Annotated in this window: 20 protein-coding genes; 2 read left to right on the top strand and 18 right to left on the bottom strand. The window is 68.4% G+C overall.

Annotated features, from left to right (window positions below; genetic code table 11):
- Positions 1–168: 168 nt before the first annotated feature.
- From EV650_RS00740 to EV650_RS00660, 17 genes are all read right to left on the bottom strand, one after another.
- Complete coding sequence (locus EV650_RS00740; protein WP_134114282.1) at positions 169–1761, bottom strand: phytoene desaturase family protein; 1593 nt, start codon at positions 1759–1761, stop codon at positions 169–171.
- A gap of 9 nt (positions 1762–1770) precedes the next feature.
- Entirely contained in the window at positions 1771–2598 is an 828-nt protein-coding gene (locus tag EV650_RS00735; protein WP_134114280.1) for an HpcH/HpaI aldolase/citrate lyase family protein, read from the bottom strand.
- A gap of 9 nt (positions 2599–2607) precedes the next feature.
- Complete coding sequence (locus tag EV650_RS00730) at positions 2608–3795, bottom strand: CaiB/BaiF CoA transferase family protein (protein WP_134114278.1); 1188 nt, start codon at positions 3793–3795, stop codon at positions 2608–2610.
- Positions 3792–5780 (bottom strand): SUMF1/EgtB/PvdO family nonheme iron enzyme, encoded by a 1989-nt coding sequence (locus tag EV650_RS00725; RefSeq protein WP_134114276.1) that lies wholly within the window; start codon positions 5778–5780, stop codon positions 3792–3794. The genes EV650_RS00730 and EV650_RS00725 overlap by 4 nt, the downstream gene beginning before the upstream one ends.
- Positions 5777–6676 (bottom strand): ribokinase, encoded by a 900-nt coding sequence (locus tag EV650_RS00720; protein WP_134114274.1) that lies wholly within the window; start codon positions 6674–6676, stop codon positions 5777–5779. The genes EV650_RS00725 and EV650_RS00720 overlap by 4 nt, the downstream gene beginning before the upstream one ends.
- Positions 6666–7964: an ADP-ribosylglycohydrolase family protein gene (locus tag EV650_RS00715; RefSeq protein ID WP_134114272.1), complete on the bottom strand. Its 1299-nt coding sequence runs from the start codon at positions 7962–7964 to the stop codon at positions 6666–6668. The genes EV650_RS00720 and EV650_RS00715 overlap by 11 nt, the downstream gene beginning before the upstream one ends.
- Entirely contained in the window at positions 7961–9112 is a 1152-nt protein-coding gene (locus EV650_RS00710; protein ID WP_134114270.1) for an ADP-ribosylglycohydrolase family protein, read from the bottom strand. Before EV650_RS00710 ends, EV650_RS00715 begins: the two co-directional genes overlap by 4 nt.
- On the bottom strand, positions 9112–10392 hold the full coding sequence (locus EV650_RS00705; protein WP_134114268.1) for an ABC transporter substrate-binding protein: 1281 nt from the start codon (positions 10390–10392) through the stop codon (positions 9112–9114). The genes EV650_RS00710 and EV650_RS00705 overlap by 1 nt, the downstream gene beginning before the upstream one ends.
- Positions 10393–10401: 9 nt before the next feature.
- Positions 10402–11235 (bottom strand): carbohydrate ABC transporter permease, encoded by an 834-nt coding sequence (locus tag EV650_RS00700; RefSeq protein ID WP_134114266.1) that lies wholly within the window; start codon positions 11233–11235, stop codon positions 10402–10404.
- Positions 11232–12149: a carbohydrate ABC transporter permease gene (locus tag EV650_RS00695; RefSeq protein ID WP_134114264.1), complete on the bottom strand. Its 918-nt coding sequence runs from the start codon at positions 12147–12149 to the stop codon at positions 11232–11234. The genes EV650_RS00700 and EV650_RS00695 overlap by 4 nt, the downstream gene beginning before the upstream one ends.
- Positions 12146–13147, bottom strand: coding sequence for a LacI family DNA-binding transcriptional regulator (locus EV650_RS00690; protein WP_134114262.1), 1002 nt, complete (start codon positions 13145–13147; stop codon positions 12146–12148). The genes EV650_RS00695 and EV650_RS00690 overlap by 4 nt, the downstream gene beginning before the upstream one ends.
- Before the next feature lie 102 nt (positions 13148–13249).
- Complete coding sequence (locus EV650_RS00685) at positions 13250–14200, bottom strand: potassium channel family protein (RefSeq protein ID WP_134119806.1); 951 nt, start codon at positions 14198–14200, stop codon at positions 13250–13252.
- On the bottom strand, positions 14172–15281 hold the full coding sequence (locus EV650_RS00680; protein ID WP_134114260.1) for a GNAT family N-acetyltransferase: 1110 nt from the start codon (positions 15279–15281) through the stop codon (positions 14172–14174). The genes EV650_RS00685 and EV650_RS00680 overlap by 29 nt, the downstream gene beginning before the upstream one ends.
- Positions 15282–15363: 82 nt before the next feature.
- Positions 15364–15765 carry a hypothetical protein gene (locus tag EV650_RS00675; RefSeq protein ID WP_238173949.1) on the bottom strand — a complete coding sequence of 134 codons (402 nt, stop codon included), beginning with the start codon at positions 15763–15765 and terminating at the stop codon, positions 15364–15366.
- Between the two features lie 37 nt (positions 15766–15802).
- Positions 15803–16678 (bottom strand): alpha/beta fold hydrolase, encoded by an 876-nt coding sequence (locus EV650_RS00670; protein ID WP_134114258.1) that lies wholly within the window; start codon positions 16676–16678, stop codon positions 15803–15805.
- A gap of 139 nt (positions 16679–16817) precedes the next feature.
- Complete coding sequence (locus EV650_RS00665; RefSeq protein WP_134114256.1) at positions 16818–17876, bottom strand: alpha/beta fold hydrolase; 1059 nt, start codon at positions 17874–17876, stop codon at positions 16818–16820.
- Between the two features lie 28 nt (positions 17877–17904).
- Positions 17905–18699, bottom strand: coding sequence for a GNAT family N-acetyltransferase (locus EV650_RS00660; RefSeq protein ID WP_134114254.1), 795 nt, complete (start codon positions 18697–18699; stop codon positions 17905–17907).
- A gap of 79 nt (positions 18700–18778) precedes the next feature.
- Between EV650_RS00660 and EV650_RS00655 the strand changes: the two genes are divergently transcribed.
- Positions 18779–19384, top strand: a complete 606-nt coding sequence (locus EV650_RS00655) for a hypothetical protein (RefSeq protein ID WP_134114252.1) — start codon at positions 18779–18781, stop codon at positions 19382–19384.
- Positions 19385–19570: 186 nt separating this feature from the next.
- Here EV650_RS00655 and EV650_RS00650 read toward each other — a convergent pair whose 3' ends face one another.
- The gene (locus tag EV650_RS00650; RefSeq protein WP_166677972.1) at positions 19571–22888 is read right to left on the bottom strand and encodes a S8 family serine peptidase; all 3318 of its coding nucleotides are present in this window, start codon (positions 22886–22888) and stop codon (positions 19571–19573) included.
- A gap of 117 nt (positions 22889–23005) precedes the next feature.
- On the opposite strand from EV650_RS00650, the gene EV650_RS00645 reads away from it, so the two are divergent.
- Complete coding sequence (locus tag EV650_RS00645; RefSeq protein ID WP_202874277.1) at positions 23006–23980, top strand: helix-turn-helix domain-containing protein; 975 nt, start codon at positions 23006–23008, stop codon at positions 23978–23980.
- Position 23981: the final 1 nt, after the last annotated feature.

The raw sequence follows: 23981 nt of genomic DNA, 5'->3' as shown, positions 1-23981 counted from the left end.
GAGATTGGGGGTTCCCCACCCTTAACGCGGGTCAGGAACCCCCAACCTGGTGGGTTGACCAACCAAATTGGCCGGGGTCGTACAGGCGAGGGCGCCGGTGGCCGCGGTGCGGGTGGCGGGCGGGCGGTGCGGGTGGCGGACTGGTGGGCGAGCCGGGTGGGGTGTGGGTCAGCGTTGGAGGTGGCGTAGGGCGGCGGTGGGGAGAGTCCGGGTGACGGGGCCTAGGAGGGAGGCGTCTCGGAGGGCGGTTCGGGCGGCTAGGTGGCCGCAGGCGCCGTGGACTCCGCCGCCGGGGTGGATGGCGGAGCTGCCTAGGTACAGGCCGGTGACGAAGGTGCGGGCGCTGCCCAGGCCGATGGTCGGGCGGAAGACCAGCTGCTGGTGCAGCTGCATCGTCCCGCCGCCGACGGCTCCGAATCCGAGGGCCGCGTTCGACGACTCCAGCGCCGACGGACGTTGCAGGTCGCGATCGATGACCAGGTTGCCGAACCCCGGAGCGAATCGCTCGATCGCGCGCTCCATCCGGCCAGCCAGCTTCTCCGCCGACCCGTCGTCCGCGATCCCGCGCGGCAGGTGCGAGTACGCCCAGACCGCCTCGGTGCCTTCCGGCGACCGCGACGGATCCGACTTCGTGGTCTGTCCGATCAGCAAGAACGGCTGAGCCGGCACCCGTCCGGTATCAAGGTCCGCGGACACATGTACGAGGTCATCAGCAGTCCCACCCAGGTGTACGACGCCGGCCGACCGCGCCTCCACGGATGTCCAAGGGATCGGCCCGCTCAGCCGGAAGTTCAGCTTGACCGTCGGGTAGTCCCACTCGAACCGCTCGTCCAGATCCCGCCGCAGCCCCGCCGGAATGAGTGCCTCCGGCAACAACTCGCCGTACAGCACCGGTGCTGATGTGTCAGCGACAACGGCCCGCGCGACCGACACAGTCTCGCCGGATGCCGTGCGTACGGCGGTCACTCGGCCGGCGGAGACCTCTATGCCGGTGACCGGTGTACCCGAGACCAGCAAGGCGCCTGCTCGCTCGGCCCGCCGTACCAAGGCCGAGGAGAACGCCGACGAACCGCCGGCCGCGACCGGATAGCCGACGTCCTGGGCCATCATCGCGAGCAGCCAGCCCATCGTCCCGCTGACGCTGCCCGACAACGGGGCGTCGGCGTGCAGCGCGTTCCCGGCGATGATCGCCGGACCGTGCCGCCCGGTGAAAAGCTCCTGTCCCATCCGGTGCATCGGCATCGCCATGAACCGCGCGAACCGCAGCAACTCCCCCGCCGAACCCAGCTTGCGAGCCAGTTTCAGCCCCGGCACGACCGGCGGCCAGCTCGTGAGCAGCGCGTTCAGCAACGGCTCCCGGATCGACACGTACTGCTGGTACAGCCGCAGCCACGCGTCACCATCACCCGGGTGCTCCGCGCCGAGCGACTTCGCCGTGTCCTCGGGATCCGGATGGATCGCCGCCGCGGCACCGTCCTCGTCGAGCAGATGCACCAGCGGCAGCGGCGCGTTCGCCCACTTCAGGCCGAACTTCTCCAGCTCCAGCGCCCGGATGACCGGCGACGCGACCCCGAGCGGGTAGTTCGAACTGAAACGATCACTGATCCAGCCGCGCTCCTCGGTCGACCGGACCGCGCCGCCGAACGTGTCGGCGGCCTCCAGTACCAGTACGTCCCAGCCTGCGTCGGCGAGCGTGATCGCACTCACGAGCCCGTTCGGCCCCGAGCCGACCACCACGGCATCAACACTGCGCGGCAGCATGCGTCGAGCCTAACTTGACCGGGATGAGATCTCGCGCATCAGGGCGGTGACCTCGCGGGCGCGCCCGACCATCGCCGGGTCGACCATCCGGCCGTCGGGCAGCACGATCACGCCGCCCTCGGACACGCCGGCCTTGTCGACCGCCTCGAGCAGCGCCTCCGCCTCGGCCACCTGGACCGCCGACGGTGTGAACGCCTCGACGATCGTGGTGAGCTGCCGCGGATGGATCGCCGTACGACCGACGAAGCCGAGCAAACGCCCTTCCAGCGAGGTACGCCGCAACCCGTCGAAATCGTCGACGCGCGGATAGACCGACATCATCGGCGCCCCCAGCCCGGCCGCCCTGGACGCCGACACCAACCGCCCGCGGGACCAAGCCAGTCCCGCCGTGTCGTCCACCCCCAAAGCACTGGACAGGTCCGCCTCCCCGAGCGCGACCGCGATCACCCGCGGATCGGCAGTGGCGATCTCGAAGGCCCGCTCCACTCCCAGCGGCGACTCGATCAGCGCGGTGATCCTTGCCGAAGGCACCTTCTCCAGCACGGCCCGTACGTCGTCCGCGCTCTCCACCTTCGGCAGCCGGATGCGCGCGTTCGGGACGGACGAGATCGCGGCCAGGTCGTCCTCGATCCACGGCGACCCGAGCGCATTGATCCGGATCTCCACCGGCCCATGCGCGTTCGCCGCGATCCAGGCGACCGCCCAGCCGCGCGCGTCCGCCTTGTCGTCGACCGGTACGGCGTCCTCCAGGTCGAACACCACCAGATCGGGGCCCGCGGCAACAGCTTTCGCGAACCGGTCCGGCCGGTTGGCCGGAACGTAGAGTCCCGTCAGCACATCAGCCCCCTACACCACGCCGGCTGCCCGCAACGCTGCGAGCTGATCCGGCGTGACGCCGATCTCCGCGAGCACCTCGTCGGTGTTCGCACCATGCGGCCCGCCGGCCCACCGGATCGACCCCGGCGACTCGGACAGCCGGAAGAGCACGTTCTGCATCTGGACCGGCCCGCCGAGCTCGTCGTCGTCGACGCTGACGATTGTCCCGAGTGCGGCGTACTGCGGATCGGTCATGATCCCGCGAATGTCGTGCACCGGCCCGACCGCGGCCTCGGCCTTCTCGAACTCGGCCATCACCTCGTCCAGCGGCCGTTCCGCGATCCACGACCCGACCGCCTCGTCGAGCTCGTCGGCGTGCTCGGCCCGCTCCCGTCCGGTCCCGAACCACGGCTCGGCGACCAGATCTGCCCGGCCGACCAACGTCACTACCCGCTCGGCAATGCTCTGGGAGCTGGTGGACACGGCAACCCACCGACCGTCCAAAGTCTGGTAGACGTTCCGCGGCGCGTTGTTCGACGACCGGTTCCCCAGCCGCGGCTGCACGTACCCGGTCTGCTGGTACGCCGTGATGCCGCCGCCGAGCATCATCAGGATCGGTTCGATGATCGCCATGTCGATCACCTGACCGGCCCCGGACCGATCCCGCTCGCGCAACGCGACCAGGACGGCGTACGCCGTAGCGAGCGCGGTGATCCCATCAGCGAGCCCGAACGGCGGCAACGTCGGCGGACCGTCCGGCTCACCGGTGACCGCCGCAAACCCGCTCATCGCCTCGGCCAGCGACCCGAACCCGGGCCGCCGGGACCACGGTCCGACCTGCCCGAACGCCGTCACCCGCGCGATCACCAAGCGCGGGTTCGCCTCGAGGAGCACGTCTGGGCCAAGACCCCAGCGTTCCAACGTCCCCGGCCGGAAGTTCTCGACCAGGACGTCATTCGCACGCACCAGTTCGAGAAAGACATCGCGACCCTGGGACAGGTCGAGCGTGGCGAGCCGCTTGTTCCGGCCGAGCGTCTTGAACCACAGCCCGACCCCGTCCTTCGAGGCGCCGTGTGTCCGCGCGGCATCAGGTCGGGACGGGTGCTCGATCTTCGTGACGTCGGCCCCGAAGTCACCGAGGAAGGTCGCCGCCAGCGGTCCCGCGAACAGCGTCGCCGCCTCCAGCACCTTCACGCCGTCGAGTGCAGCAGACCTCATCCCGCGCACCTGAAGCCGATGGTCTCGGAGCGATCGAGACCACCTCCGGTCAGCACCAGCTTGAAGCTGACCTCCGGCTCCTGCGGCCCACCGTCGGCGTACCAGTCAGAACCCTGCGCAACGTAGTGCGAGCCGCCCTTGAGGATGCAGAACCGGCTGCGGCCGTCGCGGTGCTCGCTCTCGGTGAGGTTCCAAACCAGCGGCTCGGCGCGTTCGAATCCGTCGACCGCGGCCGCGAGCTGCCACTCGTCCTCGGTCGGCAGTCGGCCGCCGCGCCAGGCGGCGTACGCCCGCGCGTCCGCCAGCTCGACGTACGTCACCGGGTGGTCCTCGGTCCCGGGAACGGGAGCGCCGTCGACCCAGTGCTTCAGGAACCGGTTCGCGACGACTGGCCGATATCCGGTCGCCTTGCGGAACTCGGCGTACTCAGCGTTGGTCACCTCACGCACAGCCACCGAGATGCCGGGCAGCTCGACCTCGCGCTCGACCGTCTGCATGTCGTGCAGCCGAGGCGGCAGCGGCTTCCACTCCTCGACGTACGGCGCGGTGTCGTACAGCCCGGTCTCGCGCCGCCGATGCCGGACCGTCAAAGTCTGCTTCCCAGCCGGTACGGCGACCGTCGAGCCGATCGACGCGTCCCCAGAAGTCACCGGCACCGTGACCAGCTCGGCCGGACGCATCGGAAACGCTGAGTCGGCCACGTGCGGCCGCGGCATCGTGCCCAGCCGGCGTGCCGTCGCCCGGCACGAAGAACCGGCGGTCGCGCCGACCCTGATGATGCCGGCCACGCCACGCCCCGGCACGACCAGATGTACGCCGTCGTCGTCCGAGGTGATCGGCACACCCGAGGTCACGTCGTACCAGTCGCCGACCTGGTCCTCGGAGCGCAACACGATGCCGTCGAAGTCCTCCTCGTCGCGGTTGATCAGCGGCCAGAAGGTGATGTCGGCCAGGTCGAACCGCGACCCGTAGACGCCGTGGTCGCGGGCCTTCTCCGGGATCTCCGGCGTCAGCTGGATCCAGTCGCCGTCGATCAGCACCGGCGCGAACGCACGCTGGGCGGCGATCATCCGGCGCAGCGTCGCCCGGTCGCGAGCGTTCCAGCCGACCCAGGCGGAGAACACCGACTCCCAGACCAGCATGCCGACGCCGTTCACCCAGGCGGACTGCAGCTCGTCGCTGTGGTCACGGTTCCACCGGCGGGTGTGGTGCATCATGTGCCGGCGCTCGAACAGGTGCGCGCGCAGTACACCCGGCGCGTAGGTGTCGGCGAACCACTGCGCCCAGGACAGCGCGTGGTCCCCGATCCTTGCCATCGGCAACCGTGACTCGCCCTCGAACGCGATCGCCGGATTCGCCTTCCGCAACGCACGGGTGAAGGCCGGATCGCCCTCCTTCAACGTGTCCAGGAAGACCCCGTCGACGGCGTAGTCGGTCACCATCGCGGCGAACTCGTCCGCGTCGGATCGCGCCGCCCGCCGGGTGCCGACATCCCACGGGTTGTAGTCGAAGAACACCTTCAGGCCGAGCCGGTGCAGCTCGTCGATCAACGGCCGCAGCCCCGGTACGTCGCGGTAGAAGTCGAACTGGTTCCGGTCGTCGATCCCGATCACCGGGTACGCGTGCCAGAGCACGATCGCGTCGTACCCGCCGAACTCGTCGACCCCGTGCCGGACGAACTTCTCCGGCGTGAACCGGCCGGTCGACACGTCGTACAGCAAGTCGTCCCAGAGCCAGACCAGCGCCACCGAGTACGCCGTCTGGGTCCACTCGCGGCCGGGTACGTCGTACTGCGAGCCGTCGTACCGGGCCCGTTCGAAGGCGCCGACCTTCCACTCGGCCAGCCGGCCGCGCCAGCGCGGCAGGTCGGACGGGTCTTCCGGGGCGCCGAGGATCTTGGCGTCGTCCAGGAAGGACAGGTCGGCCCCAAGCCCCAGATCGACCGTCGCCGGTAGATCGATAGGCCGGGGTTCGAGCGGATTCACAGGTACACCTCCGCATAACGCGCGTCGATTGCATCCCCGTGCGGCACCGAGGGAATCGCCCCCGCGACCTCAACACTCAATGAAGCAGCAACGTTAGCGCGTCGGACCGCGTTCGTCAGGTCGGTTCCGGCGATCGGGCCGGTAGCTGACGCGGCAGCCAAAGCTGCGGCCAGCACTCCACAGAAAGTGTCGCCCGCTGCGGTCGTGTCCACGACGTCGACGCGTACGCCGGGAACCGCGATCTCGTCGGCATCCTGGGTCAGGATCACCGCGCCGTCGCCGCCGAGAGTGACGATCGCAGCCGGCACCTTCTTCAGCAACGCGGACCGGTCCGGACCAACGATCGCCTCGGCCTCGGTCTCGTTCACCACGAGGAGGTCGACCTCGGCGAGCAGGTCGTCCGAGAGCTCAGCCGCCGGCGCCGCATTGAGGATGAAGTACGCCGAAGCCGCGGCCGCCGCCTGGACGGTCGGGAACGGGATCTCCAATTGGGAAAGCGTGATTTTCGCTTCGCCGATCGCGGTGAGCGAGGCCGCCGACAGGGTCAACTCGCCGTTCGCACCGGGCGCGACGACGATCGAGTTCTCGCCGCTCTGCTCGACGGTGATGATCGCCGTACCGGTCGGGGCGTCGCTCGTTGTCGCCAGCGAGAGGTAGACCCCGGAGTCGCCGAGCGCGCCGCGCAGCAGCGCACCGCCGTCGTCGTCACCGAGGGCGACAACCATCGCCGTTCGGGCGCCGGCTCGGGCCGAAGCAACTGCTTGGTTGGCTCCCTTACCGCCCGGACCACGAGTCATCGCACCCGCGAGGACTGTCTCGCCGGGGCGCGGAATCCGCTGGACCGGCAGCACCAGGTCAACATTGGCGCTTCCGACCACGACAACATCAGGAACCACCCCGGGCCACCTCCACAGTCCTCCGCGCCAGCTCGTCGATCGCGATCTGATTCATGCCGGGCAGACTTGTGGTCACCCGGTTGTCCAGTGGTGTGGACCACTCTGCCGGAACCCCACGCGTCGCACCAAACACAGCACCCACGGTCGCGCCGGCCGAGTCCGTGTCCCAACCGGCCATCACCGCACGACCGATCGCCGTGGTGAAATCCGGAGCGGTCAGCGCCCACGCGGTGAGTGCGGTGTTGTTCACCGCATGTACCCAATGCAGGTCGCCGTACTCCGCATGCAGAGCGTCGAGCGCGTCATCCAGCGTGGCGTCCGCGAGGGTCAGTCCGAACCGGACAGCGCGGGCGATCGCGCCCTGCGGCCCGATCACGTCGAGGCCGGCAACGACAGCCTCGGCCGGATCGTCGAGTACGAGCGCCGCCGCGGACATCGCCGCGACCCAGAGGGCTCCGTCGACGCCGGCGCCGGTGTGGCTCAGCCTTGCGTCGACCAGGGCCAGCCGGGCGGCCGCAGTACGGTCGCCGGGGTGCGCCCAGCCGTAGGCGTCGGTCCGGATCTGCGCACCGATCCACTCGCGGAACGGGTTGCCGACCACGGCCGCCCGGGCCGGCTCGACACCTTCCAGAAGGTTGCGGTAGGCAACACGTTCGGCGGTGAACACGCGCCCGGCCGGCAGGTCGTTCAGCCAGCTCTGTGCCACGTCCTCGGTGGTCATCCCGGGCCCGAACCGCTCCATCATCAGCAGGGCGAGGATGGCGAAGTTGATGTCGTCGTCCTCGGGCATCCCGTTGATGACCTCGCGCAGGCTGGTCTCCTTCGACCGCCGGTTCCACGGCCAGCGCTGCTCCACCTCGGCCGATACGCCGACCGCGGTGATGTACTGCCGCAACGGCCACTGACCCGAGGTCTCCAGGATCTCCCGGATGCCCTCCCGCGGAATCTTCTCCACCGGCTTGCCGAGCAGGTTCCCCGCGGCCCGACCGAGCCAGCCGTTCAACGTCCGCTGCTCGAGATCGACGGGTGCACCGAGCGACGGCAGCTCCGGAATCTCCGGTGCCTGCCACGGCGCCGTCCGCGCATCCAGTACGTCGAGCAGCTCCCGCGCGAGCGCACGCAACGCCGGGGCGGCGGGCTCGTCGGTCGCACCGGACACCGGAGCGTCCGTCGTACCGCCGGCGGCCAGCCAGCGGGCCTGGACGTCGGTGACGTCCACTCCCTCGGATCGGGCCTGGACCAGTTGGTGCGGGAGGAGGTCCTCCGGCTGCACCCATGACAATCTCATCGAGTCAGAGTCTCCAGCACATCGTTGCGGCGCGCCCATCGACGCGCGTCGGCATCCCGCAGCTCGACCGCCACGGAAGCCATCACCCGGCCTGGCTGCTCCAGGTCCGTCTTGCTCGCCTCGGCGATCTCGGTCGCCCAGTCTTCCGGTACGCCGTCCCGTCCGCTCAGAGCACCCGTGATCGCGCCGGCCATCGACGCGATCGAGTCCGCGTCACGGCCGTAGTTCGTGCCGCCCAGGACTGCCCGTCGTACATCTCCCTCGGAGACGAGGACGAAGCCGAGCGCGACCGGAAGCTCCTCGATCGCCTTGGTACGGCTCGGACGACGGGCGTCCATCGACAGGTTGCGGTAGTCGGGACCGACCGTGTCGTAGGGCTCGATCGCCTTACGCAGCAGGGGAATCGCCTGCTCCCAGTCAGTGATTCCGTCGGCCGCTTCGGCCACTGCCTCGACGGCCCTCCGAGTGCCGTCCTTGGCCAGGCCGATCGCGGACTCGACCGCCGAGGCGGGGGTCGCGCCCGGGATCATCGCGGCGGCGACGGCGGCCGCGAACACGCCGGCCGCCTCCCGTCCGTAGCTCGACTGGTGCGCACCGGCGACGTCGAGCGCCTCGGCGTACGCACCCTCGGGGTCGCCCGCGTTGGCGACCCCGACCGGCGCCATGTACATCGCCGCACCGCAGTTGACGATGTTGCCGACGCCGGCCTCGCGTGGATCGACGTGCCCGTAGTGCAGCCGGGCGACCAGCCACTTCTCGGCCAGGAACACCCGCTGCAGCAGCAACGCGTCCGCCTCGAGCTCCGGGATCCAGCGGGTCCCGTTGAGCATCTTCGGCACCAGCGACTCGGCGACCGCGTAGGCGTCCAGGTGCGCACGGCGTTCGTCGTACACCTCGACCAGCGCGTGCGTCATCAAGGTGTCGTCGGTGATGTGCCCGTCGCCCTTGTGGTACGGCGCGATCGGACGAGCCGTCCGCCAGTCGTCGTACCACGGGCCGACGATGCCGGTCACCCAGCCGCCGTGCCGCTCCCGGATCGCCTCCGGGGTCCAGCCCTCGACGGCTCCACCGATCGCGTCACCGACCGCGGAGCCGACGAGGACACCTGCTGCCTTCTGTTCGAGCACAGTGCCGCTTTTTTCCGGCATCACTGGTTGACCTGACTCCATCCATCGCTCAGTTTCTTGCCCAGCGCTGCGAGGTCGGTCTTGTTCGCCAGGAACTCCTGGAACGCCGGCGTCGCGATCTGGTCCTTCCACTTCGGGTAGTTCTCCACGCTCTGGAACGGCGCCTTGGTCAACTCGGTGCCGCTGGCAAGCGTCTCCGGCCAGCCGTTCTTGCCGCCGGTCGCCTTCAGGATCGCGTCCCGGGCCGCCTGCGTGGTCGGGATCAGCCAGTCACCCTGACCGACCGCGGCCAGGTTGTCGGCCTGCATGAAGTAGTCGATGAACTTCGCCGACTGCTCGATGTGCTTGCCCTCGGCCGGCACCGACAACGTCTGCGGGTTCGCGGCCTGCTTGGTGCTGGTGCCCTTCAGCGGCGGCAGCACCTCCCACTGGAAACCCTTCGGCGCCTCCTGCAGGATCTGCTGGGCGGCATAGTTGCCGACCACAATCATTCCGTACTTGCCGGCGTAGAACCCGGGCAGTACGTCGGTCGCGCTCTGGGTCAGCGAGGTCGGGTCGATCGACTTGTCGTCGTAGGCCATCGCATGGATCCGCTTCGGCACCTCGAGCTCCGGGTCACCGATCACTGCCTTCGCGTCGGTGCCGGTGCCGTCGAAGAACTTGGCGTCGAAGTTCATACCGAGGTTGAGCACGGTCGCGGTCGGGCTCTTCAGACCCCAGCCGAGTCCGTACTTGCCGTTCGCCGTCAGCTTCTTGGCGTCGGCGGCCAGGTCGTCCCAGCTGAGCGAGTCACCGGTCGCGGTGATCCCGGCCTGCTTGAGCGTCGCCGTGTTCGCCAGTACGACGTACGACTGCATCAGGGTCGGCGCGGCGTACACCTTGCCGTCGTTCGAGACCGTGTCCCAGACGCCCTGCGAGACGGCGTCCTTGGTCCCCTGGCTCAGGTACGGCGAGAGATCCGCGAGGTAGCCCTGGTTGATGAAGCCGGTGATGTCGGCGGACTCGTCGTGGATGATGTCCGGCGCGGTCCCGCCCTGGAACTGGGTGACGAGCTGGTCGTGTACGGAGTCCCAGCTGCCCTGGACGTACTCGACCTGGATGTTCGGGTTGGCGGCGTTCCAGTCCGCGACGATCTTCTTGGTCGCGGCAACGGTCGTCTTCTGGAAGGCGAGGCTCTGGAACTTCAGCGTCACCTTCTCGGTCGAGGAGCCCGAACTGTTGTCGTTGCTGCTGTTGCCCCCGCACGCCGCGAGCGCCACCAGTGCGCCCGCCGCGAACAGCGCGGTCATGACCTTCTTCATTGCTTCTCCTTAACCCTTGACTGCGCCGCTCAACAGGCCGGAGGTCAACCGGCGCTGCAGGAAGGCGAAGAACACGAGACTGGGGACCGTCGCCAGTACTGAGGCTGCGGCGAGCGGACCGAATTGGACCTGGCCCTCGGCGCCGACGAATCGGGCGAGCACCAATGGAAGCGTTTTGAGTTGTGGATCCTGCAAGAGGACCAGGGCGAAGAAGAACTCGTTCCAGGACGAGATGAAGGTGAACATCGCGGTTGCGATCAGGCCCGGCCGGAGCAGCGGCATCACGATCGACACGATCGTCCGCAGCCGGCTCGCGCCGTCGACGGACGCTGCCTCTTCGAGTTCGCGCGGCACGGCAGCGACGTACCCCTGCAGCATCCAGAGCGCGAACGGCAGCGACCAGACCATGTAGACGATCACCACACCGGGGATCGTGTTCGTCAGGTGCAGCGGGCGCAGGATCATGAACAGCGGGATCACGATCAGGATCACCGGGAACACCTGGCTGACCAGGATCCAGCCGTTCGTCAGCGGACGCAGCCGGCTGCGGAACCGGGCCAGCGCGTACGACACCGGCAGCGCGACGATCAGCACCAGGATCGTGGTGTAGATCGAGATCTGCAGACTGTTGCCGAGGCCCCGGATCAGGCCCTGCTCGTTCAGCGCGTCGGTGTAGTTGGACAGGTCGAAATGCTTCGGCAACAGGGTCGGCGTGATGCTCGCGAACTCCTGCGGCGACTTGAGCGAGCTGGAGATCAGCCAGAGCAGCGGGAAGCCGAGGAAGATCAGGTAGCAGAGGACAGCGACGTACTGCAGGACGCGGGTGCCGGAGCGGGTTCTCATGCTTCCGTCCTCAGCCGGTTCCGTAGGTAGAACGCGAGGAACACGATGATGATCACGACCATCACATCGCCCATCGCGGCGGCCATGCCGAAGTTCCCGTACCGGAAGGCCTCGTTGTAGGCGAACAGCATCGGCAGCATCGTCTTGCCACCCGGGCCGCCCGCGGTCAGTACGTAGACCAGGCCGAACGAGTTGAAGTTCCAGATCATGTCCAGACTGGTGATCGCCACGATCACGGTCCGCAGCTGCGGGAGCGTGATGTTCCAGAACTGGCTCCAGGCACTCGCGCCGTCGACCGCGGCCGCTTCGTACAGAGTGCGGTCGATGCCTTGCAGACCGGCCAGCAGAGTGACGGTCGTCATCGGCATGCCGACCCAGATACCGACCACGATCACGGCCGGCAGCGCCGTACTGAAGTTGCCGAGGAAGTTGATCGGGTGGTCAGTGAGGTGCAGGTTCTGCAGGATCTCGTTGACCGGGCCGTTGGTCGGGTGCAGCAGCAGTCGCCACATGATCGCGACGACCACGGGCGGCATCGCCCACGGGATCAACGCGATGGTACGGGCGACGCCGCGAAACTTGATGTCCGTGTTCAGCAGCAGGGCCAGGCCGAGTGCGGCGACGAACTGGAGGATTGTGACCGACAGCGTCCAGATCACGCCGATCCGGAACGAGTCCCAGAACAGCCCGTTGTGCAGGAGCTTGCTGAAGTTGTCGAAGCCGACGAAGTTCGTGTCGACGTGCAGACCGGCGCGTGCGTTGGTGAAGCCGAGCGCGATGCCGCGGATCAGCGGGTAGACGCTGAGCACGAGCACCGGCAGCAACGCCGGCAGGAAGAGGAAGATCGCTTCCCGATTCTGCTTCGGCCGACCCGGCTTCTTCACCTGCGTCGGAGCAGTCAGAGTGGCCGTCACGGGGTCGACCTCCTGATGCTCAACGACGGCTGTACGACGATGCGTCGCGGAGTCCGGTCGTTGTCCTCGATCCTTGCCAACAGCAACTCAGCCGCTCGTCGCCCCCGCTCTGCCGATCCGAGATTCACACTCGTCAAGGTCGGAAAACACTGCTCAGCCAACTCACTGTCGTCCATCCCGACCACAGCAACATCCGCTGGTACCTCGAGCCCAGCAGCAGCCAGCTCGTGCATCAAGCCCACGGCGAGCAGGTCGTTCGCGCAGATCACCGCGTCCGGGAGACCGGCCGAGACTTTCACGCCCAGCAACGCGGGCGCCGCGGCCCGCCCCGCAGTAAAGGTGAAGTCGGTCGCCTCGGCCACGGCGATTGGTTGCAGCTTGTGAGCTTTCAGGGCGTCTGCGAAGCCTTTGGCCCGGGCGGTTCCCGGAACGGTGTCGGCGGGGCCGTTCAGGAAGGCGATTCGCCGGCGGCCCTTCGCGACCAGGTGATTGACGGCGAGCAGCATGCCTTTCGGCGAATTCGCCCGTACCGTATCGACGCCGGCCTTGGCCGGTACGTTACCGGCGACAACGACCGGCACCTCGCACTCGCGGATCGACTTGACCAGGTCCTCGTCGACGCGGATCGGGCTGATCAGCAGGCCGTCGGCGTACCCGCGAGCCATCCCCCGGACCAGCGCGACCTCGTCCACGATCTCCGGCCCGGTCGTCGTGACCACCAACCGGTAACCGGCCGCGGACACGACCTCTTCGACCGCGCGCATCATCGTCACGTACACCGGGTTACCGACGTCCGCGACGGCCAGCGTCAGCTGGAACGTCCGCCCGACCTTGAGCGACCGAGCCCGCGAATCCGGCACGTACCCGAGGTCCGCGACCGCCCGTTGCACCCGCTCAGCCATCTCTTCGGTGGCCGGCAGCCCGTTCAGCACGCGCGACACCGACGCCACCGAGACCCCCGCTGCCCGGGCCACCCCAGCGATCGTCGGACGACTCACGCCGGCCTCCTGTAATCGTTCTTGTAATCGTTTACAAGCCCGACATTAGGACGCCACTGCCCGGCGGTCAACCTCAGGACCGCCGGTAGATCAAGCTGTGACTTATTCCTCGGTCTCGTCCGCGCCGGGGCGTTCGGCCCAGGGGGTTTCCTTGGCGGGGCGGACGACGATGAGCTTGTCGCCGGCGGCCAGGACCGAGACGTTGGAGTCGTAGTACCGGTGGACCTTGCCGTCGCGGACGACCGAGACGACGCGGTCGGGTACTGCGGAGGGGGGCTTGCCGACCTCGCGGCCGAGGACGGGGCGTTCGGCCACCTCGAGACCTTCGCCGTACGTCAGCAGGTCTTCCATCACCTCGCCGAGGTTCGGGCTGACTGAGGTCAGGCCGAGCAGCCGACCGACTGCTTCGGAGGAGGTGACGACCGCATCCGCGCCGCTCTGCCGGAGCAGCGGCACGTTGTCCTCTTCGCGGACCGCGACCACGATGTGCGCGTTCGGGTTCAGCTGCCGGACCGCCAGCGTGACCAGCACCGCCGAGTCGTCGCGGTCGGTGGTGACGATCACCTCGCGGGCGGTCATCACCTCAGCACGGCGCAGTACCGTCCGGTTGGTCGCGTCGCCGTGGAACGCGGCCATCTGGTCGTTGCCCGCGTCACCGATCGCCTGGGCCCGCGGGTCGATCACCACGATGGTGTCCCGCTTCACCCCGTTGCTGAGCAGTGTCTGCACGGCCGACCGGCCCTTGGTGCCGTAGCCGACGACGATGGTGTGGTCCTTCATCCGTTTCCTCCAGCGCGTGTCGCGCATGATCCGGCGACCCTCGTTGGCCAGTACTTCCAGTGTCGTACCGACCAGAACCACCAGGAACGCGATCCGCAGCGGAGTCACGATGAAGGCGTTCACCAGCCGGGCAGTGGGCGTCACCGGTGTGATGTCGCCGTACCCGGTCGTGGTGAGCGTGACGGTTGCGTAGTAGATGCTGTCGATCAGCCCTACTTTGCCGTCGTAGCTGTCCTTGTAGCCGTCACGGTCGACCACCACGATCAGCACCATCACGGTCAGCAGCCCCAGCGCGATCAGCAATCGGTTCAAGAGCTGAAAGAGCGGCGAGCGCGTGCTCGCGGGCAGGTTGACCAGCAGACCGTGTGGGTTGCGGCCGGTGGGAAGGGGTGGCACGCGTATGACGATATTGCACCGACGGCCGATCCACCGCATGCGACAGGCTCTGGTCGGACAGCGCGACGCTGACCATCAGGCTGTCGCCGTCCCGGACCACCCGGGACCGCATCCGCAGCCGCTCGAGGGTTCGCAGCATCGAGTGGTTCTCCGGCTGCACCATGCAGACCACGCGGTCGGCGCCGAGTGCCCGCGCCTCCCCCACCACCTGACGAAGCAAGCGGAGCCCGAGACCTTGTCCTTGCCAGCCGTCCTCCACGAGTACGGCGACCTCCATCGTCGTGGTCCCCAACTCCTCCCACGGCGCCGCCGTCGCCATCCCGATCACGGCGCCGTCGACGCATGCGACGACCGACACCCCGCCGGCCGGCGCGGACAGGTGGCGCGCGGTCCGGGCCGTCAGCTTCGGGATCGGCACGTGGTACCGACGGGTCCGGCTCTCGTACGAGCACCGCTCGTGCATCGCGACGACGGCATCGGCGTCGTCAACTGTCGCCGTACGCAGCACAGGTACGCCGCTACCGGGCCGCGGACCCTCCTGGGCGTCTTCGCGCTCGGCCAGCCGGCCAGCGATCTCGACGAGCACGTCGGCCCGGGCCCACTCGGCCGGCGTGTACTCGTCGAAGCCCTGCAGGTTCCCCAGCTCTTCGTCAACGGACATCGGGTCGTCGATCATCCGCAGTACGGCGCGCAGGTAGCGGGTCGGAGCATCGCTCAGTACGTCGGCCTGGCACGGGCGGACCGTCGTACCGATGCAACCGGCCTCGGCGGCGAGCGCGGTCAGGGAGTCGGCGGTCCAGCCGACACCGGCGGAGACCACCAGTTCGTCGACGGCACCGGATTCGGCGGTGAACACCTCGAGGCTGAGGATGTTGATGTCGTCCGCACCACACCGTGCAGCGAGTTCGGCCAGAGCACCGGGCCGGTCGGCGAGTTCAGTCCTGATCTTCCAGAGCATGCGGACGCCCTCCCTCGTGGAAACGTGGTTCCACTGTGCGTCCGCCCTGTTGCCCAGTCGGGTCCGGAATGTTACGCGTGCGTCAACGTTTCCGCCGGACCTTCGGCAGATGCGGGGCGATTTTCGGCTTGCGCGCGGCCAGGACCACGGCCGGCTCCCGCTTGTCCAGGTCCGCGTGCCGCAGCAGCTCGGGATACGCGCTCTGCGGCACCGGTGGGTACGTCGTCACGATCGCGTCGCCGGAGAACACGAAGAAGATCGCCTGACCGTCCTTGATCACCTTCAGCAAGGAGCCGTCGCGCACGGTGAGAGTATGCTCGACCGCCTTCCGGCGCGCGGACCGCTTGGCCCACGCGGCCTGGACCGCCTGCTGCGCCGGCTCACGGCCGTGCCGGACCGCCTCGACGACCAGCGGCCCGTACCGCACGCCGTACTTGACCAGGTTCTTGGCCAGCTTGCCGCTCGGTTTCCCCGCAGTCGCCATGACTTGAGCCTACTGACCCGATGGTCAAAACCACCGGTCAATTGACGGCCGCCGCGAGGTCGGCGAGCTCACGGTCGAAGCGGACCTGGTCCTCACCGAACGGCAGGTGGCCGACGCCGTCGTACCAGGACGGCCTGGCGGTCCTGCAGACGTCGAGGACATGCTCGGACATCGAGGGCAGCACGATCGTGTCGGACCGACCGTGCGTCACCAGCACAGGCAGGGACAGCCTGGCGAGTACGTCGTCACTGTCGATCTCGCGGGAGATCAGCGCTCCTCTGACCGCGGGCGGAACGACCATGTTCCACGCCAGCGCGGCGCTCCAGTCGTCCGGGGCGAGTGGCTCAGCGGTGCAGACGTCGAGGAAGCGCCGGATCGCGGCGATGTTCGTGGCCAGGTCCGGCCGGCTCGCGTCCGGCGCGTTCCCGAGGAAGCCGGGGCCGATGTGGTCGAAGGCCGGCGGCTTCAGCATGACGGCGGCCCCGACGAGGTTGACGGCGCCGATCCGTTCCTCGCCGTACGCCCGGACGTAGTCGGAGACGATGAACCCGCCGTACGACCAGGCGACCAGCACCGGCCGGTCGAGGCCGAGCTGATCGATGACCGCGGCCAGGTCGTCGGCCCACAACCGCGGATCGCGATAGCTGTCCGCGTCCGACGGCTTCTCGGACATGCCGTGGCCGCGGTTGTCGAACGCCACCAGCCGAAAGTCCTCGGCGAGGCGGCCTTCCAGCTGACGCGCCCAGCAGAGGTGACTGGCGGACCATCCGTGGATGAAGAGAATCGGACGCCCCTGCCGATTGCCCCACTCCGCGGCGTGCAGCCGCACGCCTCCACCACCAAGGACGTCGTACGTCGCTGTCGGCTCGGCCAGAACCGCCGATGCCTGGTCGGATGTGACTGTGTGACTCATCGAATGCCTCCCTCGGACTGCCCGGGAACCCGGGCGCTGGTCTGATACCTGTGAAGGTAGGCAGCGGCAGGGGTGCCCGGCATCGGCGCCAGCACGCAATGTCGCGAGGACCGACTGGCGGTCAACACGCAGTCGGGGATCAGTGCTGGTTGGCCTCGGAGAACCTGGCTGCGGCGGCGGCACGGCCGGCTTTGCCGGAGACACGCAGCTTGACGTAGGTGTTCGTCAGATGCCGCTCCACCGTGCGGATGCTGAGGCTCAGCCGCTCTGCGATCGCCTCGTTGGTCAGGCCCGCCGCGACGAGTTCGAGGACTTCCAACTCGCGCCGGCTGAGCTCCTCGACGCCCGGCCGAGCGGTGACCGGTTTCGTCCCCAGGAAATCGCGAAGCTCTGAGACGAACCTCGGCCACGCAGGGTCGTCCGACAGCATGATGTGGTTCGCCGAGTCCAGCTCGACCAGTCGCGCGTCGGGAAGCAGGGTGGCGAGCAGCCGGCCCTCACCGATCGGTACGACGCGGTCATCGGCCGGATGGACGACCAGCGTTCTCGTCCGCACCTGCGCCGCGGTGTCAACCACGTTGATGCGACCGCGTGCGTTGTAGATCCGGACCGCGGTCGCGGCCGAGGTGCTTTTCCGTTGCAGGTCGTCGTACCAGCCCATTTGTTCGGCTGTGCCGGCCGGGAGGAACAGCATGCTGAACAGATGGCGGAAGGTGGGATCGGGATTGGTCCAGCCGGCCGAGATCGCGGCGATTAGCGCGTCCTGCAGCCGGCGCTCGCTCGCACCCCGGAGTTCCCGGCCGCGGGCGTAACCGCCGTACAGGACGAGGTGGGTGAGCCGTTCGGGATGACGGGCCGCGTACTCGACCGCGACCGCGACACCGGTCGAAACGCCGAGCAGCGCGAACCGGTCGACACCAGCCGCGTCGACCACTGCCTCGAGGTCGGCCACCCAGGCATCGAACGAGATGTCGTCGACGTCGCGATCCGAGAGCCCGCAGCCGCGTTCGTCGTACCGGATCAGGGTGTGACCGTCCCCGAGCGCGTCGAGCCAGTGCCGCCACACCGGGCTGTCCCAGTCGAACTCCAGGTTCGTCATCCAGGTCGCCACCCGGACGATCGGCGGGCCGGAGCCGTGCACGGCGTACGCCAGTTTCACCGCATCCGGCGCCGTGCAGTAGCCGACCTTCTGCCTCACCAATCGATCGTACGACCTGCTGTGACGGTCAGGGCTTCCAGATGTACGGAACGGTGACCGAGACCGGCCGCAGCCCGAGGCGGGCCAGGATGCCGCGGCTGTCCGGGGACGCGTCGACCTGGAGGTAGCGGTAGCCGCGCTCGACGGCGAGGTTTCGCCGGTAGGCCACCTGCGCCCGGTAGATGCCGCGCCCGCGCCACTCAGCCAGCGTCGACCCGCCCCACAACGAGGCGAAGTCCGTCCCGGTGTGGAACCGGATCCAGGACGCGCACACGACCTTGCCCTCGTCGGTCTCCGCCACGACCACTGCGGCCGGGTCCTCATCCGCGAGCGCCGCGGTCAACGCATCGGGCAGCCAGGAGTGCGAGTATCCCCACACCTCTTCCTCCATCGCCTGCATCCGCTCCAGATCCGCGCGCGACGTGACCTCGCGCAACCGGATGCCTTCGGGGAGTACGACGTCGGTGGGCAGCTCCTCGACGTCGCCGATGAGGAGGCACTCCTCCTCGTCGGGCACGAATCCGGTCTTGGCCAGCCGCTCGGGCAGGTCCGCCGGCAGGTCGTGCGAGTAGTACTTCCACTCGACCTTCGCTCCGAGCTTCGTGAAGTACTCGACCTGGTCGGCGATCAGCCGGTCCAGCTCGGCGCCGTCGACGCCGCCGAGGTACTGCAGGAAGCCGTCGCCCTCGAATCCGACCTTGCGGATCAATGCTCCGACGTGCTCGATCGTGCCGCCGTTCGCACTACCCGGACGGGACCGGATCTGCTCGTCGTACGCGGCCCGCAAGGCCAGCGCCTGCGGTGAGGTGTCCAAGGGAATCACGCGCCCAGTACATCAGCCCCCGCAACGGGTTTTGCCGGTCGGCATGCGCGGGTGGGGTGCATCAGGCACCATTGAGGCCGTGGCCACCCCCGATCCGCGCCGGCCGATCATGCCCGGCAACAAGTTGTTCGAGTCGTTGCCCGGTGCCGCCGACCCGGCGACCGTCACCGAGGCCGCGCACCGGACCGCCGAGCTGCTGGTCCGCGGCGTACGTGAGTCCGGCGACACCGAGGTCCACGCGCGGGTGGTCAAGCTCGCCGACGAATACGGCCTGGACGAGCTGGCCGAGCTGTGGTCCGACTCGCCCGCCGACTCGTTGCCCGGGGCGCTCTGGCGGCTGTACGTGCTGCGTTCCTGGGTGCATTCGTCCGCGGAGGAGGTCTCCCGCGAATTCGCCACCGGCCGCAAGTACGCCGAGGTGCACGCCGTCGTCGCGGGCGTCGCCGAGCCACCCGGCCCGACCGAGGTGCGGGACATGGTGGACGCCGTACTGCGGGGTGTCGCGACCGGCGATTTCGCGACGACTCTGGACCGGGCGGCCGCGTTCGCGCGGATCGTCGCGACCGGACGGGCGCACCTGGCCGACGACGGTCACGACCGGGTGCTGTCCGCCTCGAAACTGGTCGAGACCGCCGACCAGCTGCAGACCGCGGCCCGGGCCGAACGCGCCGGACACCTCTGGTAGTTGCGTCCGGCGCGTTCTGATGTTATGGCGTGTGTTATGGCGTCTCGCGGCCCGAGATCTCAACAGGACAAGGGGTTTGAGCACCCGCTACACTGATCGAGGTGTCGGGCCGGTGCAAGCCCCGGGTCCCAAATTAAGCCGCTACGAGCGGCCACGCGCCGTGAGGCGCTTCCCGGTCCGGCACCCTCAACTTCCCACCCCGTAGAAGTGCGTCAGCGTCTGCGTGACGGACTTGCCGTGGGAGTCGGTCAGGTCGACCTTGAGGGTGACGAAGGTTGTCGCCTTCAGGTTGTTGACCAGCGCGATCGCCTTGGTTCCGAGGTTCAGCGTCGGGACGGTGGTCCAGGTCTTACCGTCGTCGTACGACGCCGAGACCCGGGCTGAGGTGAACCGGCCGGCGGTGTACCACTGACCGGACTCGGCCGTGATCGTGATGGGGAATGCCGGCACTCGCGGCGCGCGGTCGTGGAGGTCGACCGGCAGGTCGTAGTCGGGGAACAGCAGCGGCAGCGGCTTACCCGCGTCCGCCGACGAACTGCGCCACTTCCACCGCGTCTCGACAGTCGACGGTGACTCCCACTGGTAGTCGCCTCGCTGCCACCGGATCAGGTTGTACTTCAGCTCCAGATTCGTCGCCGCGGCCGGCACGTCCCACACACCCTGGCCGTAGTACCCGTACTCCCCCAGCGAGACCCCGTCGGCGAGCAGTTCCGTGCCGCCGAGGTCGAGGAAGCCTTGCGACGAGAAGTGACCCGGCTGCGTGTCCGCCCAGCTGGCGAAGTTGCTCCAGATCGTGTTCCCCTCGCGGGCCGCCGGCGCGAACTTCTGCCCCGTGGTCTGATCGGTCACCAACCCCGGCCGCAACCCGGCCTTGTACCAGCTCTCGCTGTGCCGACTTCCAGCCTTGTACGCCGTCGCAGTCGACGTCATCAAGGTCGCGAACGGCCACGCCATCGTGTCCGCATGCCCGACCATCTGCGACACCTTGGTGTTCTTGTCGGCAGTGACCAGGTGCTGCACCCGGGTCGGTGCCGCGACGGATCCGCGGTCGCCGGTGGGGATCAGGTTGATGCTCCACGGCCGCCACACGTCGACGTACTCGGAGTAGGTGTAATCCTTCCCTGGCGTGTAGTAGGTCGCGTCGATCGTCGCGAGGTCGCGGTCCCGGACCCGGTGCACCGGCTTGCCCTTCACCTGCTGCGCGTGCGTGAACGCCAGGCTGTAGAGGTACGGCGACTTCGCACCGGCCGGCGATCCGTACTGCCAGCCCTCGACCACTTCGAACGTCCCCCGGCGGACCTTCGGCGTCGTACCGAGGTAGATCGACTTCACCCCGGTCCCGTAACTCCGGCTCGAGGAGAGGATCCAGTTGTCAACAATCCGGCCGTAGGTCAGGCTGCCGCCCTTGCGCTGCGTCGGCCGCTCGGTCGTCACGGTCGCCTCGGCGGCCTTCCGGGCGTCGTAGGTGATCGTGGTGTTCTTGGAGAGCGTGATCTCCGGATCACCGAGGAACGCGTAGGAGTCGACCAAACCGTCGGTGCCGTCGTGGGCGATCGTCGCGGCGAGCGAGTACGTGGCGGCCCGCAGGTGGAGGGTCTGGTCGGTGCCGTCGAAGCCGACTCGCTGCGCGGCGATGCTGTCGAGGTCGAACACGTCCAGCGAGCTGATCGACGCGGCCGGCTTCCCGTCCCGGTCGATCAGCTTGAAGGTCACGTCGACGTACTGCGGCTCGAGGTAGAAGCCGAGCGGCGTCACGACCGTCTGCCCGGTGTTGCTCTTGGCAACCACTCGGGTGCTGATCGCGCCGTACAACCCGGGGTCGATCGCCGCGGACGGGTCGACGGTGACCGGCAGGTCCGCAGTGCCACCGGCCGGGATGGTCAGCGATTGGCCGAAGCTGATCAGGGATGACGGCAACGGCTTCCCATTGTTGCCGCGGGCATCCGCGGTGAACGTCAGCGTGACGGGCTCGGTCCCGTCGTTGTGATAGGTCAGCTGCTTCGTGACCTTCTGATCCTGCGTGTGCGGCCAGGCGAAGGTGCCGAGATCTGTGGTGCCCGGACCGGAGACCTTCTGCGTGATCGCGTTGGCGACGTCGAGTTCACCGGCGCCCTGCTCGTAGATGCCGACCTTGCTCTCGGCGCGCACCGAGTTCTGCAGGACCGACTTGAGTTGTTGCCCGGTCCAGCTCGGGTGCTCCTGCTTGAGGATCGCCGCCGCACCGGCGACATGCGGCGTCGCCATCGACGTACCGCTCATGTCGATGTACGCCGAATCGCCGCGACCGCCGGCCCGGGCGGCAGTGATGTCCACGCCGGGCGCCGCGATGTCGGGCTTGACCGCGTGGTTGGCGAGGACCGGACCACGGCTGGAGAAGTCGGCGGTGGTCTGGGTCAGGTCGGTCGCGGCCACGGTCAGTGCGGACGCGGCGCAGCCCGGGCTGGTGATCGCCTCGGCCGGTCCGCCAAGGTTGCCTGCGGCAACGACGAACAGTACGCCGGACTCGGCGCTGATCCGGTCGACCGCGGCCGCCATCGGGTCGGTGCAGTCGACGGGTTCCGACGTACCGATGCTCATGCTGATCACATCGGCGCCTTCGGCAACGGCCCATTCCATGCCCGCGATGATCCATGACAGGTCACCGCTGCCGGAGTCGTTCAGGACCTTGCCGGACAGCAGTTGGGCGCCTGGGGCGACGCCCTTGTTGCGGCCGTTCGAGGCGACACCACGTCCCGCGACAGTGGACGACGTGTGCGTGCCATGACCGTCGTGGTCGGCGACGTCGGGGCTGTCGGTGAAGTTCTGCTGCTCCTCGACCGCGCCGACCAGGTCCGGGTGCTCCGCGTCGACGCCGGAGTCCAGGACGGCGACCGTCGTACCGGTTCCGTCGTACCCGGCGGCCCAGGCTTGCGGGGCGCCGACGTACGGCACGCTCTGGTCGAGGGTCTTGTGCACCTTCATGTCCAGCCAGAGCTTCTGCACGTCCCGGCCAGTCGACAGGACCTGCCAGGTGTCGTGAGCCCGGGTCTTGTCGGTCTTGAAGGCCGCGGCATCCGCCGAGGGCAGGGTCCGGGTCCGGGTGGAGCCGGACGGCACAGCCTGTTGGGCTGCGCGGGCGGTCGGCTTATACGTCGCGATGACGGGGATCTGGCTGGTGGACGAGTCGTCGTACCCCTGCCGGATCAGACCGCTCACGTTGAACAGCGCCTGGTCCACCTTGCCGCTGTTGACGAGCCGGGCCGCGCTGTCGGGTACGACGTACAGGTCCTTGCCGACTGTCCGCGTCTCGTAGCCGCTGTGGGCCGCGTCTGTTGGGAAGAAGCGCACGTTGCTGCGGCCGGAGCCGGCTGGGGTGATCTGCACCTTGTCACCGGTGATCAGCGTGACGGACTTGGATCCGTCGACCTGGACCGGCAGGGAGGGTTCGGGCGGTGCGGCGGCCGCGGGTGTGACTGCTAGGGCGAGAAGGGCGGAGAGGGCCACGCCTATCAAGGCTTTGCGCATGGGGATGAGTTTCATCGCAAAACCGCCAGCGAAGGATGGGCATGCGGTGGCAAGATTGCGACAATTCGTTTACCCGCCAGGCTTCGACTCCCACTCCACCGCCCTCCGGGAGGCATCGTGCTCGACGTGCTCGGACTGGATGACTCCGAAGAACTCGCGTACCGCGCCCTCGTCGAGGTGCCGTCGTACGACGCTGCCGAGCTCGCCAGCCGGCTCAACTGCCACCCGATCGAGGCCGCGCGTTCCCTGACCGCGTTGGAGACGCTCGGTCTGGCCGCGCGGTCCAGCGGCAGCTCCGACCGGTACGTCGCCTCGCCGCCGTCGGTCGCGTTGGCTGCGCTGGCGGTTCAGCGCGAGGAGGAGTTGCGTAGGGCGCAGCGTGAGATCGAGTCGCTCTCGGAGGTCTACCGGGGTACGGATACCGAGCGATCGGTGAGCGACGTGGTGGACGTGGTCCGCGGCGCCAATGCGGTCGGGCAGCGGTTCGCGCAGCTGCAGATGTCAGCGCGGGAGGAGGTGCTCGGGTTCGTCAAGGCTGAGATCGCCGTCGTACCACCAGAGGACAACAAAGAAGAGGACGCCGCGGTCACCCGTGGAGTGCGGTACCGCGTGCTGATCGAGCGGAGCGCATTCGACCGGCCCGGGTTCTTCGCTGCGGCTTCTGACTCGCTGAACGCCGGCGAAGAGGTTCGCGTCGTACAAGAGCTGCCGATGCGGCTACTGATCGTGGACCGGCGGATTGCCTTGGTGCCGCTGCTCTCCGGGTCGGGGGGCAGCATCGGTGCGCTCATCGTGCACAGCAGCGGCATGCTCGACGCGCTGCTCGCTCTGTTCGACCGGGTATGGCATGATGGGCTCCCGCTCGTACTGGGCTCGAACGGCATGGTCGAAGGCCAGACCGACGGACTGCCCGATCTGGACGCCCGCATCCTCGGCCTACTGCTGGCCGGCCTCACCGACCATGCAGTGGCGAACCAGCTCAACCTGTCGATGCGAACCGTCCAGCGACGAGTGCGAGCGCTCATGGACCTGGTCTCGGCCGACACCCGTCTGCAGCTCGGCTTCCACGCCGCCCGCCGAGGCTGGATCTGAG

Origin of the sequence: Kribbella kalugense (genome assembly GCF_004365875.1) — a bacterium.
Taxonomy (GTDB): domain Bacteria; phylum Actinomycetota; class Actinomycetes; order Propionibacteriales; family Kribbellaceae; genus Kribbella; species Kribbella kalugense.
Note: the sequence above shows the minus strand (reverse complement) of the source record. Positions and strands in the feature narration are given on the sequence as shown.

What these genes read in the sequence shown, in the direction of transcription:
- EV650_RS00740 (WP_134114282.1), bottom strand. Translation starts at nt 1,761, where the DNA reads ATGCTGCCGCGCAGTGTTGATGCCGTGGTGGTCGGCTCGGGGCCGAAC.
- EV650_RS00715 (WP_134114272.1), bottom strand. Translation starts at nt 7,964, where the DNA reads ATGAGATTGTCATGGGTGCAGCCGGAGGACCTCCTCCCGCACCAACTG.
- EV650_RS00705 (WP_134114268.1), bottom strand. Translation starts at nt 10,392, where the DNA reads ATGAAGAAGGTCATGACCGCGCTGTTCGCGGCGGGCGCACTGGTGGCG.
- EV650_RS00650 (WP_166677972.1), bottom strand. Translation starts at nt 22,888, where the DNA reads ATGCGCAAAGCCTTGATAGGCGTGGCCCTCTCCGCCCTTCTCGCCCTA.
- EV650_RS00670 (WP_134114258.1), bottom strand. Translation starts at nt 16,678, where the DNA reads ATGAGTCACACAGTCACATCCGACCAGGCATCGGCGGTTCTGGCCGAG.
- EV650_RS00730 (WP_134114278.1), bottom strand. Translation starts at nt 3,795, where the DNA reads ATGAGGTCTGCTGCACTCGACGGCGTGAAGGTGCTGGAGGCGGCGACG.
- EV650_RS00710 (WP_134114270.1), bottom strand. Translation starts at nt 9,112, where the DNA reads ATGCCGGAAAAAAGCGGCACTGTGCTCGAACAGAAGGCAGCAGGTGTC.
- EV650_RS00680 (WP_134114260.1), bottom strand. Translation starts at nt 15,281, where the DNA reads ATGCTCTGGAAGATCAGGACTGAACTCGCCGACCGGCCCGGTGCTCTG.
- EV650_RS00675 (WP_238173949.1), bottom strand. Translation starts at nt 15,765, where the DNA reads ATGGCGACTGCGGGGAAACCGAGCGGCAAGCTGGCCAAGAACCTGGTC.
- EV650_RS00685 (WP_134119806.1), bottom strand. Translation starts at nt 14,200, where the DNA reads ATGGTGCTGATCGTGGTGGTCGACCGTGACGGCTACAAGGACAGCTAC.
- EV650_RS00700 (WP_134114266.1), bottom strand. Translation starts at nt 11,235, where the DNA reads ATGAGAACCCGCTCCGGCACCCGCGTCCTGCAGTACGTCGCTGTCCTC.